The sequence below is a fragment of the Pseudomonas sp. BC42 genome (genome assembly GCF_021560055.1).
In the GTDB taxonomy this organism is placed as follows: domain Bacteria; phylum Pseudomonadota; class Gammaproteobacteria; order Pseudomonadales; family Pseudomonadaceae; genus Aquipseudomonas.
In genome coordinates, this window is the sequence record NZ_CP091067.1 from 1686414 (window position 1) to 1699605 (window position 13192).

Annotated in this window: 11 protein-coding genes; 9 read left to right on the plus strand and 2 right to left on the minus strand. The window is 60.6% G+C overall.

Features of this window, described 5'->3' with window-relative positions:
• Positions 1 to 70: 70 nt before the first annotated feature.
• Positions 71 to 1318 carry a ribonucleotide-diphosphate reductase subunit beta gene (locus L1O02_RS08005; protein WP_060840605.1) on the minus strand — a complete coding sequence of 416 codons (1248 nt, stop codon included), beginning with the start codon at positions 1316 to 1318 and terminating at the stop codon, positions 71 to 73.
• Between the two features lie 673 nt (positions 1319 to 1991).
• Complete coding sequence (locus tag L1O02_RS08010; protein ID WP_016968107.1) at positions 1992 to 2255, minus strand: DUF2790 domain-containing protein; 264 nt, start codon at positions 2253 to 2255, stop codon at positions 1992 to 1994.
• Between the two features lie 411 nt (positions 2256 to 2666).
• Here L1O02_RS08010 and acs point away from each other — a divergent pair, with 411 nt between their 5' ends.
• The 9 genes from acs to aruF all read left to right on the plus strand — a co-directional run bounded on the left by acs (position 2667) and on the right by aruF (position 13164).
• Positions 2667 to 4622, plus strand: a complete 1956-nt coding sequence (acs, locus tag L1O02_RS08015; RefSeq protein WP_060840603.1) for an acetate--CoA ligase — start codon at positions 2667 to 2669, stop codon at positions 4620 to 4622.
• 613 nt (positions 4623 to 5235) lie between these two features.
• Positions 5236 to 6012 carry an ABC transporter substrate-binding protein gene (locus L1O02_RS08020; protein WP_060840602.1) on the plus strand — a complete coding sequence of 259 codons (777 nt, stop codon included), beginning with the start codon at positions 5236 to 5238 and terminating at the stop codon, positions 6010 to 6012.
• Between the two features lie 92 nt (positions 6013 to 6104).
• Entirely contained in the window at positions 6105 to 6794 is a 690-nt protein-coding gene (locus L1O02_RS08025) for an ABC transporter permease (RefSeq protein WP_016968104.1), read from the plus strand.
• A complete protein-coding gene (locus tag L1O02_RS08030; RefSeq protein ID WP_016968103.1) occupies positions 6791 to 7489 on the plus strand; it encodes an ABC transporter permease in 699 nt (232 codons plus the stop codon). The genes L1O02_RS08025 and L1O02_RS08030 overlap by 4 nt, the downstream gene beginning before the upstream one ends.
• 1 nt (position 7490) lies before the next feature.
• The gene (locus L1O02_RS08035) at positions 7491 to 8603 is read left to right on the plus strand and encodes a succinylglutamate desuccinylase/aspartoacylase family protein (RefSeq protein WP_235759761.1); all 1113 of its coding nucleotides are present in this window, start codon (positions 7491 to 7493) and stop codon (positions 8601 to 8603) included.
• 23 nt (positions 8604 to 8626) lie between these two features.
• A complete protein-coding gene (locus L1O02_RS08040) occupies positions 8627 to 9391 on the plus strand; it encodes an ATP-binding cassette domain-containing protein (RefSeq protein WP_011062773.1) in 765 nt (254 codons plus the stop codon).
• 112 nt (positions 9392 to 9503) lie between these two features.
• Positions 9504 to 10484 (plus strand): transcriptional regulator ArgR, encoded by a 981-nt coding sequence (gene argR, locus L1O02_RS08045; protein ID WP_060840600.1) that lies wholly within the window; start codon positions 9504 to 9506, stop codon positions 10482 to 10484.
• A 307-nt stretch (positions 10485 to 10791) separates the two neighbouring features.
• The gene (locus L1O02_RS08050) at positions 10792 to 12012 is read left to right on the plus strand and encodes an aspartate aminotransferase family protein (protein WP_060840599.1); all 1221 of its coding nucleotides are present in this window, start codon (positions 10792 to 10794) and stop codon (positions 12010 to 12012) included.
• A gap of 132 nt (positions 12013 to 12144) precedes the next feature.
• On the plus strand, positions 12145 to 13164 hold the full coding sequence (aruF, locus tag L1O02_RS08055; protein ID WP_108545375.1) for an arginine/ornithine succinyltransferase subunit alpha: 1020 nt from the start codon (positions 12145 to 12147) through the stop codon (positions 13162 to 13164).
• Positions 13165 to 13192 lie beyond the last annotated feature (28 nt).

Genomic DNA, 13192 nt, shown 5'->3' on the forward strand with positions numbered 1-13192 from the left:
TCTGTTTCCTCGGCCAATAAAAAAGCCCTGAACAAGTCAGGGCTTCTTATTTGTTGCATTGATCCGCGAATCAATCCCAGCTCAGTGCACCGCCAGTTTGATACTCGATCACGCGGGTCTCGAAGAAGTTCTTCTCTTTCTTCAAGTCCATGATCTCGCTCATCCATGGGAACGGGTTGGTGGTGCCTGGGTACTCTTCCTTCAGGCCGATCTGCGACAGGCGACGGTTGGCGATGAACTTGAGGTAGTCCTCCATCATCGCCGCGTTCATGCCCAGCACGCCGCGCGGCATGGTGTCGCGAGCGTATTCGATTTCCAGTTGGGTGCCCTGGAGGATCATCTGGGTGGCTTCTTCCTTCATCTCGGCATCCCACAGGTGCGGGTTTTCGATCTTGATCTGGTTGATCACGTCGATGCCGAAGTTCAGGTGCATGGATTCGTCGCGCAGGATGTACTGGAACTGCTCGGCAACGCCGGTCATTTTGTTGCGGCGGCCCATGGACAGGATCTGGGTGAAGCCGCAGTAGAAGAAGATGCCTTCCAGAACGCAGTAGTAGGCGATCAGGTTGCGCAGCAGCTCCTTGTCGGTGTCGACGGTGCCGGTTTCGAACTTCGGATCGGAGATCGAACGGGTGTACTTCAGGCCCCAGGCGGCTTTCTTCGCGACCGATGGAATCTCGTGGTACATGTTGAAGATCTCGCCTTCATCCATGGCCAGCGATTCGATGCAGTACTGGTAGGCGTGGGTGTGGATCGCCTCTTCGAATGCCTGGCGCAGGATGTACTGGCGGCATTCCGGGTTGGTGATCAGGCGGTACACGGCCAGTACCAGGTTGTTGGCAACCAGGGAGTCGGCGGTGGAGAAGAAGCCCAGGTTGCGCATGACGATGCGGCGCTCGTCGTCGGTCAGGCCTTCCGGGTTTTTCCACAGGGCGATGTCGGCGGTCATGTTGACCTCTTGCGGCATCCAGTGGTTGGCGCAACCGTCGAGGTACTTCTGCCAGGCCCAGTCGTACTTGAACGGCACCAGCTGGTTGAGGTCGGCGCGGCAGTTGATCATGCGCTTTTCGTCAACCGCGACGCGGGCGGAAGAGCCTTCCAGCTCGGCCAGGCCTTCGGCGATGTCGAGCTGGTCCAGGGACGCCTTGGCCCGGGCAACGGCAGCGGAGTCATTGGCGGTCACGGCGCGAGCTTCCAGAGCTGCGGCACCACCGGCGCTGTCGAGGCGGTCCATGTTGGCTTCAGTGGCGTGGCCGGCGTTGGCGCCTTTGACTGCAACTTCGCCTTCTTCTTTGTCGAATTCGTCCCAGCTCAGCATGACGTGTCGTCTCCTGCTCGAGGGCCAGATGCCCGTGTGAAAACAAAAGGGTTGGCTTTTCACACGGCGCTACTGGCCGCGTTAAATCAATAGAAATCGTTTGTTGCAGCTGTGAACGCAGGCAATAAACAGAAATATGTGTCCGGGTGCCTTGAGGCTGCTGTCGGGCGGAACTGAGGCTTTCGGTTCCGGCGCGTGATTCAGCAGGTCGTTTTCATCCGGTAAGGGAATGTTGCGGGCCCGTTTTGAGGACGCATTATAAGGATATTTTCCGGCTCGTGGGGTGACCGATGGGCGCAGGCGGGCCGAGGAAGGCAGGGGATCCAGAGCAAAGCGCGGGTTTACAAGGCTTTGACCGCGGAAGATTTTTTTTTGGGCTGAAAAAAATCAGCCGGAAATGGCCAAAAAATAGCCAATTTTACTAGATGTTGTGTTTTTGCAAGCCATTTCACTGTTTTGAACACAACTCAAAACCACCTGGATTGGGCCAGTCAAGGGGCTGGGAACCGGCCTCGGCGGTGGCGAAAAGGTTGCGTGCGATTGCCGTGGTCGCACGTCGCGGGGGCGATGCTGTTGGCCGGACCCCGAACGGGGGCGCTGGCGAGGCATCTTTGCCGCAAGAGGGATTTCTTGCGGCCGGCAGTCATCAAGGTCTATGCAATGAACTTGGCTATTAACCGTTAGAGCAACCGTTGCCCATTACGCGGTATTGAAGAATATGCCGTTGACCGTGGGAGTCTTCATATTCCATACGCGCTGGTACAACTTCGCATACTTCTGGAACTTCGCTCATGGAGATAACTTTGGCGATATCCAGATCAGTGGAGTAAGTGTATTCCTCTACCGGTACTTGTTGCTGTGCGACATCAGTCGGGATCTCATCAGCCATCGCGGTAACGCACAGACTACTGAGGGCCAGAACTAATAAAGCTTTCATTTGCGTTTTACCTTTCTAAGGTCGTGTGGGGTCACGCAGCCTTTATGAGGCTGCGTGTGGAGCTTGAGTAAACGTTTGATTAACTGCCTTCGTGGGGGCTGCAACTTGGTTAATCAGATTGCCTGTTTGGCGAGACGGATTTTAGGCCCCGGGTGGCGGGTCATATAGGTGTACTTTTGATAAACACCTTTGACAGTTTTTGTAACAATCGCCGAAAAAGGCCTGTCCGGATGCCTGCTTGAATATTTTTGTCGAGGCTGAATGTCGCTGTAACCAGCGTTCTTGAAGGGGTGCGGCAAATAGCCGGGCATTTCGCAGGGGGTTGTTACTACCATCGTCGAATGGTTCTATAGGCGCCCCCCGGCTACAACGGGGTCATACAAAAACAACTATGTCACCGAGGTAAGAAAGATGAGTGCGGCTTCTCTGTATCCCGTTCGTCCCGAGGTTTTGGCCAATACGCTGACTGACGAGGCGACCTACAAGGCCATGTACCAGCAGTCGGTCGTTAACCCGGACGGTTTCTGGCGTGAACAGGCCAAGCGTCTCGACTGGATCAAGCCTTTTACCACGGTGAAGCAGACTTCCTTCGACGATCACCATGTCGATATCAAGTGGTTTGCCGATGGCACCTTGAACGTCTCCTATAACTGCCTGGATCGTCATCTCGCCGAGCGTGGCGATCAGATCGCGATCATCTGGGAAGGCGATGATCCTTCCGAAAGCCGCAACATCACTTACCGCGAACTGCATGAAGAAGTCTGCAAGTTCGCCAACGCCTTGCGTGGCCAGGACGTGCACCGGGGCGACGTGGTGACTATCTATATGCCAATGATTCCCGAGGCGGTGGTGGCCATGCTGGCCTGTACCCGCATCGGTGCGATCCACTCGGTGGTGTTCGGCGGGTTCTCCCCTGAAGCGTTGGCCGGGCGCATCATCGACTGCCGTTCGAAAGTGGTGATCACCGCCGACGAAGGCATCCGTGCCGGTAAAAAGGTTCCGCTCAAGGCCAATGTCGACGACGCCCTGACCAACCCGGAAACCAGCAGCATCCAGAAGGTCATCGTGTGCAAGCGCACCGGTGGCGACATCAAGTGGAACCAGCATCGCGACATCTGGTACGAAGACCTGATGAAGGTCGCCGGCAGCGTCTGCGCGCCGAAAGAGATGGGCGCCGAAGAAGCGCTGTTCATCCTTTATACCTCCGGCTCCACCGGCAAGCCCAAGGGTGTGCAGCACACCACTGGCGGCTACCTGCTCTATGCATCGCTGACCCATGAGCGGGTGTTCGACTACCGTCCGGGTGAAGTCTACTGGTGCACCGCCGACGTCGGCTGGGTCACCGGCCACACCTATATCGTCTATGGCCCGCTGGCCAATGGCGCCACTACGGTGCTGTTCGAAGGCGTGCCCAACTATCCGGACGTGACCCGGGTGGCGAAGATCGTCGACAAGCACAAGGTCAACATTCTCTACACCGCGCCGACCGCGATCCGCGCCATGATGGCCTCGGGCACGGCTGCCTGCGAAGGCGCCGATGGCAGCAGCCTGCGCCTGCTGGGTTCGGTGGGCGAGCCGATCAACCCGGAAGCCTGGGACTGGTATTACAAGAACGTCGGTCAATCCCGTTGCCCGATCGTCGACACCTGGTGGCAGACCGAAACCGGCGCCACCCTGATGAGCCCGCTGCCGGGGGCGCATGCCCTGAAGCCGGGTTCTGCCGCGCGTCCGTTCTTCGGCGTGGTGCCGGCCCTGGTGGACAACCTGGGCAACATCATCGAAGGCGCCGCCGAAGGCAACCTGGTGATCCTCGATTCGTGGCCAGGTCAGGCGCGCACGCTGTACGGCGACCACGACCGCTTCGTCGATACCTACTTCAAGACGTTCCGTGGCATGTACTTCACCGGTGACGGCGCCCGTCGCGACGAAGACGGCTACTGGTGGATCACCGGCCGGGTGGACGATGTGCTCAACGTTTCCGGGCACCGCATGGGCACCGCCGAGATCGAAAGCGCCATGGTTGCACACCCGAAAGTCGCCGAAGCGGCGGTGGTGGGCGTGCCTCACGACATCAAGGGCCAGGGCATCTATGTCTACGTGACCCTCAACGGTGGCGAAGAGCCGAGCGAAGCCCTGCGTCTGGAACTGAAGAACTGGGTGCGCAAGGAGATCGGTCCGATCGCCTCGCCGGATGTCATCCAATGGGCGCCGGGACTGCCGAAGACCCGTTCCGGGAAGATCATGCGGCGGATTCTGCGCAAGATCGCGACGGCGGAGTACGACGGTCTGGGAGATATCTCCACCTTGGCCGACCCAAGCGTGGTGCAGCATCTGATCGACACCCACAAGACCATGAACGTCGCCTGAGGCGGGTTCCGAGTCACCCAGCCCCGTCCGGCCTTACGCCGGGCGGGGCTTTTTTGTGCCGGGGCGATTCCCCGGAAAGCCGCCCGCTACAGCCTCCGCGCGCCTGGTGCGAGGCCCGCTTGCCGGTGCAGGCGAGCGAATAAATATCGGATTTATCCATGTGCCTGGTGTGAATGTTACCGATGCCGTCGAAGATGTAACCCGGCGCCCATTTTCGGGGCAATGGGAAACGCCGAGCCCCATTTCAGGGCTGTTTTTATCCATATAAAAAATAAGTCATCACGCTGCGCTTGCCGGAATAGAAGGCTTTGCCAATAATAGGCCCGCAATTTGCAGCGTAGATCGGTTCCCTATCATTTGCTCTTGCATAGTTTTGAAGAGCTGTCAATGTGCTCCCCCGGTATTCTCGATGCTTCTGTAATTTGTTGTCGCATTGAGGAAATATCGGCTTCCAGCCTGTCGTTAGAATGCCGGTCACTCGCTCGTCGTTGCCTGTGTGTGAGTCCTCTCCCGGGCTTCTAAGGACGCAGCGCCGTCTTTGCAGTTTTACCCATTCGCATATTGGGCTGTCGCTCACTCTGCCGTTTTCGCCCTTTACCGATGGAGTTCTAAGATGAAGAAACTCGTGCTTCTTGGCGCCCTGGCACTGTCCGTGCTCTCCCTGCCGACTTTCGCCGATGAAAAGCCCCTGAAAATTGGTATCGAAGCGGCCTACCCTCCGTTTGCCTCCAAGGCGCCGGATGGCAGCATCGTCGGTTTCGACTACGACATCGGCAACGCTCTGTGTGAAGAGATGAAGGTCAAGTGCGTGTGGGTCGAGCAAGAGTTCGACGGCCTGATCCCGGCACTGAAAGTGCGCAAGATCGACGCCATCCTCTCGTCGATGTCGATCACCGACGATCGCAAGAAGTCCGTGGACTTCACCAACAAGTACTACAACACCCCGGCACGTCTGGTGATGAAGGCCGGCACCCAGGTCAGCGACGGTCTGAGCGAGCTCAAGGGCAAGAACATCGGCGTGCAGCGTGGTTCGATCCATGAGCGTTTCGCCCGTGAAGTGCTGGCTCCCCTGGGCGCACAGATCAAGCCTTACGGCTCGCAGAACGAAATCTACCTGGATGTGGCCGCCGGTCGTCTCGACGGCACCGTGGCCGACGCTACGCTGTTGAATGACGGCTTCCTGAAAACCGACTCGGGCAAGGGCTTTGCCTTCGTCGGTCCGGCTTTCACTGACGTCAAATACTTCGGCGACGGCGTAGGGATCGCAGTGCGCAAAGGTGACAAGGCCGAGCTGGACAAGATCAACGCTGCCATCGCTGCCATTCGCGAGAACGGCAAGTACAAGCAAATCCAGGACAAGTACTTCGACTTCGACATCTACGGCAAGTAAGACCGTCGAAACAGTCAGTCCGAGATGGCGCAAGCAGCAGAATCTCTGAAGTTTGCGCCATTTTTTCATCCCAATTTTCGAGGACCTGAATCATGTTGAAAGGCTACGGGGCTGTCATCCTCGATGGCGCTTGGCTGACGCTTCAGCTCGCCTTGTCGTCCATGGCCCTGGCCATTGTTCTGGGTCTGATCGGGGTCGCGCTGCGCCTCTCGCCGGTGCGCTGGCTGGCCTGGCTTGGCGATCTGTATTCCACGGTGATCCGTGGCATTCCCGATCTGGTGCTGATCCTGCTGATCTTCTACGGCGGCCAGGACTTGCTGAACCGTGTCGCGCCGCTGCTGGGCTACGACGACTACATCGACCTCAATCCGCTGGCGGCCGGTATCGGCACCCTGGGCTTCATCTTCGGTGCCTACCTGTCGGAAACCTTCCGTGGCGCCTTCATGGCGATCCCCAAGGGGCAGGCGGAAGCGGGCATGGCTTACGGCATGAGCAGCTTCCAGGTGTTCTTCCGGGTGATGGTGCCGCAGATGATTCGCCTGGCGATTCCCGGCTTCACCAACAACTGGCTGGTGCTGACCAAGGCCACCGCGCTGATTTCGGTGGTGGGCCTGCAAGACATGATGTTCAAGGCCAAGCAGGCGGCGGATGCCACCCGTGAGCCTTTCACCTTCTTCCTCGCAGTGGCGGCCATGTACCTGGTGATCACCAGTGTCTCGTTGCTGGCATTGCGTCACCTTGAGAAGCGCTACTCGGTAGGCGTAAGGGCGGCTGATCTATGATCTTCGACTACAACGTCATCTATGACGCCTTGCCGCTGTACTTCAGCGGCTTGCTGACCACCTTGAAACTGCTGGCACTGTCGCTGTTCTTCGGCTTGCTGGTGGCTCTGCCCCTGGGGCTGATGCGGGTCTCCAAGCAGCCGCTGGTGAACATGACGGCCTGGCTCTACACCTACGTGATCCGCGGCACGCCGATGCTGGTGCAGCTGTTCCTGATCTACTACGGCCTGGCCCAGTTCGAAGCGGTGCGGGAGAGTTTCCTCTGGCCCTGGCTGTCCAGCGCAACCTTCTGTGCCTGCCTGGCCTTTGCCATCAATACCAGTGCCTACACCGCGGAAATCATCGCCGGCAGCCTGCGGGCCACGCCCAATGGCGAGATCGAGGCGGCCAAGGCCATGGGCATGTCGCGCTACAAGATGTACCGCCGCATTCTCCTGCCGTCGGCCCTGCGCCGGGCGCTGCCGCAGTACAGCAACGAAGTGATCATGATGCTGCAGACCACCAGTCTGGCGTCCATCGTGACCCTGATCGACATCACCGGCGCGGCACGCACGGTCAACGCCCAGTACTACCTGCCGTTCGAGGCCTACATCACCGCCGGCGTGTTCTACCTGTGCCTGACCTTTATCCTGGTGCGCCTGTTCAAGCTGGCCGAAGGCCGCTGGCTGCGCTACCTGGCACCGCGGAAGCACTGACATGCAGCGTATCGATCATCCATTGCCCTGGAGCCATCTGGGCAGCGAGCGCAGCATCTCGGTGTTCCGTTTCGGCAGCGGCGAGCGCAAGGCCTATATCCAGGCCAGCCTGCATGCTGACGAACTGCCGGGCATGCGTACCGCCTGGGAGCTGAAAAAGCGCCTGGCCGAGCTGGAGGCCCAGGGCGCCCTCAACGGTGTTGTCGAGCTGGTGCCGGTGGCCAATCCGCTGGGTCTGGGACAGTTGCTGCAAGGCAATCACCAGGGCCGTTTCGAGGCCGGCAGCGGCAAGAATTTCAACCGTGATTTCGTCGAGTTGAGCGCGCCCGTGGCCCAGCGCCTGGACGGGCGCCTGGGGGATGATCCGCACGCCAATGTACGCTTGATCCGTCAGGCCATGGCTGAGGTGCTGGCCGAGTTGCCGCCGGCAGCCAGCCAGTTGCAGGGTATGCAGCGGGTGCTGCTGAGCCATGCCTGCAATGCCGATGTGGTGCTGGACCTGCATTGCGATGCCGAGGCCGCGCTGCACATGTATGCCTTGCCGCAGCACTGGCCGCAATGGCGTTCCCTGGCGGCGCACCTGGATGTGAAGGTCGGCCTGCTGGCGGAGGACTCCGGTGGCAGTTCGTTCGACGAAGCCTGCTCGCTGCCGTGGCTGCGCCTGTCGCGGCAGGTCCCTGATGCGCAGATTCCCCTGGCCTGCCTGGCGACCACCCTGGAGCTGGGTGGTCAGGCCGACACCGGGCGCCCCCAGGCCGAGGCTTACGCCGAAGGCATCCTGGCGTTTCTGGCCGAGCAGGGGCTGATTGCCGGTGAGTGGCCAGCACCCGGGCACGACGCCTGCGAGGCCATGCCCTTTGAAGGCACCGAGCTGCTGTATGCGCCGCACCCCGGCGTGGTGAGCTTTCTGCGTCCGGCCGGGAGCTGGGTGGAAGTGGGCGAGCCGATTTTTGAAGTGATTGATCCCCTATCCGATCGGGTCAGTACGGTGTGTGCTGGCACCAGCGGCGTGTTGTTCGCCGTTGAGCGGCTGCGTTATGCCCAACCCGGTTTCTGGCTGGCCAAGGTGGCGGGGCGCGAAGCGCTGCGTCACGGGCGCTTGCTCAACGACTGACTGTTTTTGTGAGAACCGACCGCATGTACAAACTTGAAGTCCAAGACCTGCATAAGCGCTATGGCAGTCACGAAGTGCTCAAGGGCGTGTCCCTGAAGGCCGCGGCTGGCGATGTGATCAGCATCATCGGCTCCAGTGGCTCGGGCAAGAGCACCTTTTTGCGTTGCATCAACCTGTTGGAGCAGCCCCATGCCGGCAAGATCCTGCTGAACAACGAAGAGTTGAAGCTGGTGGCCAACAAGGACGGCGCGCTCAAGGCTGCCGATCCCAAGCAGTTGCAGCGCATGCGCTCGCGCCTGTCGATGGTGTTCCAGCACTTCAACCTGTGGTCGCACATGACCGCGATTGAAAACATCATGGAAGCACCGGTGCACGTGCTGGGGGTGTCCAAGGCCGAGGCTCGCGAGAAGGCCGAGCATTACCTGGCCAAGGTGGGCGTGGCGCACCGCAAGGATGCCTACCCGGGGCACATGTCCGGTGGTGAGCAGCAGCGCGTGGCCATTGCCCGGGCGCTGGCCATGGAGCCGGAAGTCATGCTGTTCGACGAGCCGACCTCGGCCCTGGACCCGGAGCTGGTGGGCGACGTGTTGAAGGTCATGCAGGCCCTGGCCCAGGAAGGCCGCACCATGGTGGTGGTGACGCACGAAATGGGCTTTGCCCGTGAGGTGTCGAACCAGTTGGTGTTCCTGCACAAGGGTGTGGTGGAAGAGAGCGGCAACCCGCGGGAAGTGCTGGTGAACCCGCAATCAGAACGTTTGCAACAATTCCTCTCCGGTAGCCTCAAGTAATCACTGCCGTTATGCACCAAATTAGGTCATGCTGCGCACCGCGCGCCAGATGGTCTAACTTGGTGCTGCCACCCTTGGCTTCTAACACTGTTTTCGTTTCGGATTGCCCGCCATGACTGCCCATCGAATTGGTTTCCTGATTTGGCCCAGCACTAAAGCCTTGACGCTGGCGCTGGCCGAGGAGGCCTTGCGTGTTGCTCAGCGGGTGCATCCGGAAGTGGTTTATGAGTTGGCGTTCCTGCAGGCCGAGGCACCGGCCGAAGGCGCCTGGCAACTGCCGGGCGAGCCTTGGGCGGGCAAGCTTGAGGGCTGCCAGAAGCTGTTCCTTTTGGCGGACGAGCCGCCCGGCCCCATGAGTTCCGGGCTCGGCAGCGCTCTCAAGCAGCTGGTGCGTGCCGGCTGCGTGATTGGCGGGCTGTCGGCCGGGGTGTATCCGCTGGCGCAGTTGGGCCTGCTCGATGGTTATCGGGCGGCGGTGCACTGGCGCTGGCAGGACGATTTCGCCGAACGCTTTCCCAAGGTCATTGCCACCAGTCACCTGTTTGACTGGGACCGTGATCGCCTGACCGCCTGTGGCGGCATGTCGGTGCTGGACCTGTTGCTGGCGGTGCTGGCGCGGGATCACGGCGCCGAGCTGGCCGGAGCGGTTTCGGAAGAGCTGGTGGTGGAGCGCATCCGCGAGGGCGGCGAGCGGCAACGTATTCCGTTGCAGAATCGTCTGGGGTCCAGCCATCCAAAGCTGACCCAGGCGGTGCTGCTGATGGAGGCCAATATCGAGGAGCCGCTGACCACCGACGAGATTGCCCAGCATGTCTGTGTATCCCGTCGGCAATTGGAGCGCATCTTCAAGCAGTACCTGAACCGCGTGCCCAGCCAGTACTACCTGGAGCTGCGCCTGAACAAGGCCCGGCAGATGCTGATGCAGACCAGCAAGTCGATCATTCAGATCGGCCTGTCCTGTGGTTTCTCCTCCGGCCCGCACTTCTCCAGCGCCTACCGCAACTTCTTTGGCGCCACCCCGCGCGAAGATCGCAATCAACGGCGCAGCAGCAGCCCGTTCGAACTCTCCTCCGTACCTTCCGAGCGCGGTTGATCCGCCTTCTGTAGGCGCCGGCTTGCCGGTGCAAGCGTCCTGACGCCCGCTCACCGGGCCTGCGCTGCAGCTAACTACCTGGATAATTACCTTGGGCAAAATGCCCGCTGAATCTGCCGCTAGAGCCCTGCGCAGTTTAAACTGCGCCTTTGCGACGCTATTTGTCGCATTGCCATAAACCCGCGTAAAACCGGGGTTGGCGCTATAAGAAGTTGTCGCTTGGCGACAAGGCCGGGCACAAAACTGTCCTTACAATCCCTCCATCGCTCGCCAGTTCCAGGCGGGTGTTCCTCTTCAGGAGACTCCGATGTCCGTTGAGCAAGCTCCGGTGCAACGCGCCGATTTCGACCAGGTGATGGTTCCCAATTACGCACCTGCGGCTTTCATTCCTGTGCGCGGCTCGGGGTCCCGAGTCTGGGACCAGTCGGGACGGGAGCTGATCGACTTCGCCGGCGGCATTGCGGTCAACGTACTGGGCCACGCCCATCCGGCACTGGTGGGGGCTCTGACCGAGCAGGCCAACAAGCTGTGGCATGTGTCCAACGTCTTCACCAACGAGCCGGCCCTGCGCCTGGCCCACAAGCTGATCGACGCCACCTTCGCCGAGCGCGCGTTCTTCTGTAACTCCGGTGCAGAAGCCAACGAGGCCGCCTTCAAGCTGGCCCGTCGCGTGGCCCACGATCGTTTCGGTGCCGAGAAGTACGAAATCATCGCCGCGCTGAACAGCTTCCACGGCCGTACCCTGTTCACCGTGAACGTCGGTGGCCAGTCGAAGTACTCCGATGGCTTCGGTCCGAAAATCACCGGCATCACCCACGTGCCGTACAACGACCTGGCTGCCCTGAAGGCCGCGGTTTCCGATAAGACCTGTGCGGTGGTGCTGGAGCCGATCCAGGGCGAAGGCGGCGTATTGCCGGCCGAGCTGGCTTACCTGCAAGGCGCTCGCGAACTGTGCGATCAGCACAACGCGCTGCTGGTGTTCGACGAAGTGCAGACCGGCATGGGCCGTAGCGGCGAGCTGTTTGCCTACCAGTATTACGGCGTGACCCCGGACATCCTCACCAGCGCCAAGAGCCTGGGCGGCGGTTTCCCGATCGCGGCGATGCTGACCACCGAAGCGCTGGCCAAGCACCTGGTGGTCGGTACCCACGGCACCACCTACGGCGGTAACCCGCTGGCTTGTGCGGTGGCCGAGGCGGTGATCGATGTGATCAATACTCCGCAAGTGCTCAACGGCGTGAAAGCCAAGCACGACCGCTTCAAGACCCGACTGCTGCAGATCGGCGAGAAGTATGGCCTGTTCACCGAAGTCCGCGGCCTGGGCCTGTTGCTCGGTTGCGTGCTCAGCGAAGCCTGGAAAGGCAAGGCCAAGGACGTGTTCAACGCCGCCGAAAAAGAAGGCCTGATGATTCTGCAGGCCGGTCCGGACGTGGTGCGTTTCGCCCCGAGCCTGGTGATCGAAGACGCCGATATCGATGAGGGCCTGGACCGCTTCGAGCGTGCCGTGGCGAAACTGACTCAAGCCTGATTCAGGTTGCAGTACTCCTCGGCGCCGGCTGTTGCAGCTGGTGTCGAGCCCCATTCCTGTGCCGGGCTGTCCCGGCATTTTTTTCCCTGCGTCGGACGGTTTCCGACCTGTTTTAGAGTAAGGAGTGACACCATGCTGGTGATGCGCCCCGCGCAAATGGCTGATCTGGGCGAGGTACAGCGTCTGGCTGCAGACAGCCCGATTGGTGTCACCTCCTTGCCGGATGATGTGGATCGCCTGCGCGACAAGATCGCCGCGAGCGAGGCTTCGTTTGCCGCTGAAGTGAGCTTCAACGGCGAGGAAAGCTATTTCTTCGTTCTCGAAGACACCGACAGCGGCAAGCTGGTGGGCTGCTCGGCCATCGTCGCGTCCGCCGGTTATTCCGAGCCGTTCTACAGCTTTCGCAATGAAACCTTCGTTCACGCGTCCCGCGAGCTGAAGATCCACAACAAGATTCATGTCCTGTCCCAGTGTCACGACCTGACCGGCAACAGCCTGTTGACCAGTTTCTATGTGGTGCCGGAGCTGGTGGGTTCGCCCTGGTCGGAGCTCAACTCCCGCGGCCGCCTGCTGTTCGTCGCCAGTCACCCGGAGCGTTTCGCCGACTCGGTGGTGACCGAGATCGTCGGTTACAGCGACGAGCACGGTGATTCGCCGTTCTGGGACGCCATCGGGCGCAACTTCTTCGACCTCAACTACGCCGAGGCCGAGCGCCTGTGCGGCCTGAAAAGCCGGACCTTTCTCGCCGAGCTGATGCCCCATTACCCGATCTACGTGCCGCTGCTGCCGGACGCCGCCCAGGAAGCCATGGGCCAGGTGCACCCGCGGGCGCAGATCACCTTCGACATCCTGATGCGCGAAGGTTTTGAGACCGATCACTACATCGACATCTTCGACGGTGGCCCGACCTTGCATGCACGGGTTTCGGGGATTCGTTCGATCGCCCAGAGCCGCGTGGTGCCGGTGAAGATCGGCGAGGCCCTCAAGGGCGGCGGTCGTCAGTACCTGGTGTCCAACGGCCAACTGCAGGATTACCGCGCGGTGCTGCTGGAGCTGGATTACGCCCCGGGCAAACCGGTGACCCTGGATCTGCAAGCCGCCGAAGCCCTGGGCGTCGGCGAAGGTGCCAGCGTGCGTCTGGTGGCGGTTTAAAGCCTGCTTCCACGACCTGGAAAGCATG

Excerpts from the sequence above, each read along its gene's own strand:
- L1O02_RS08005 (WP_060840605.1), bottom strand. The coding sequence starts at position 1,318 with ATGCTGAGCTGGGACGAATTCGACAAAGAAGAAGGCGAAGTTGCAGTC.
- L1O02_RS08010 (WP_016968107.1), bottom strand. The coding sequence starts at position 2,255 with ATGAAAGCTTTATTAGTTCTGGCCCTCAGTAGTCTGTGCGTTACCGCG.
- acs (WP_060840603.1), top strand. The coding sequence starts at position 2,667 with ATGAGTGCGGCTTCTCTGTATCCCGTTCGTCCCGAGGTTTTGGCCAAT.
- L1O02_RS08020 (WP_060840602.1), top strand. The coding sequence starts at position 5,236 with ATGAAGAAACTCGTGCTTCTTGGCGCCCTGGCACTGTCCGTGCTCTCC.
- L1O02_RS08025 (WP_016968104.1), top strand. The coding sequence starts at position 6,105 with ATGTTGAAAGGCTACGGGGCTGTCATCCTCGATGGCGCTTGGCTGACG.
- L1O02_RS08030 (WP_016968103.1), top strand. The coding sequence starts at position 6,791 with ATGATCTTCGACTACAACGTCATCTATGACGCCTTGCCGCTGTACTTC.
- L1O02_RS08035 (WP_235759761.1), top strand. The coding sequence starts at position 7,491 with ATGCAGCGTATCGATCATCCATTGCCCTGGAGCCATCTGGGCAGCGAG.
- L1O02_RS08040 (WP_011062773.1), top strand. The coding sequence starts at position 8,627 with ATGTACAAACTTGAAGTCCAAGACCTGCATAAGCGCTATGGCAGTCAC.
- argR (WP_060840600.1), top strand. The coding sequence starts at position 9,504 with ATGACTGCCCATCGAATTGGTTTCCTGATTTGGCCCAGCACTAAAGCC.
- L1O02_RS08050 (WP_060840599.1), top strand. The coding sequence starts at position 10,792 with ATGTCCGTTGAGCAAGCTCCGGTGCAACGCGCCGATTTCGACCAGGTG.
- aruF (WP_108545375.1), top strand. The coding sequence starts at position 12,145 with ATGCTGGTGATGCGCCCCGCGCAAATGGCTGATCTGGGCGAGGTACAG.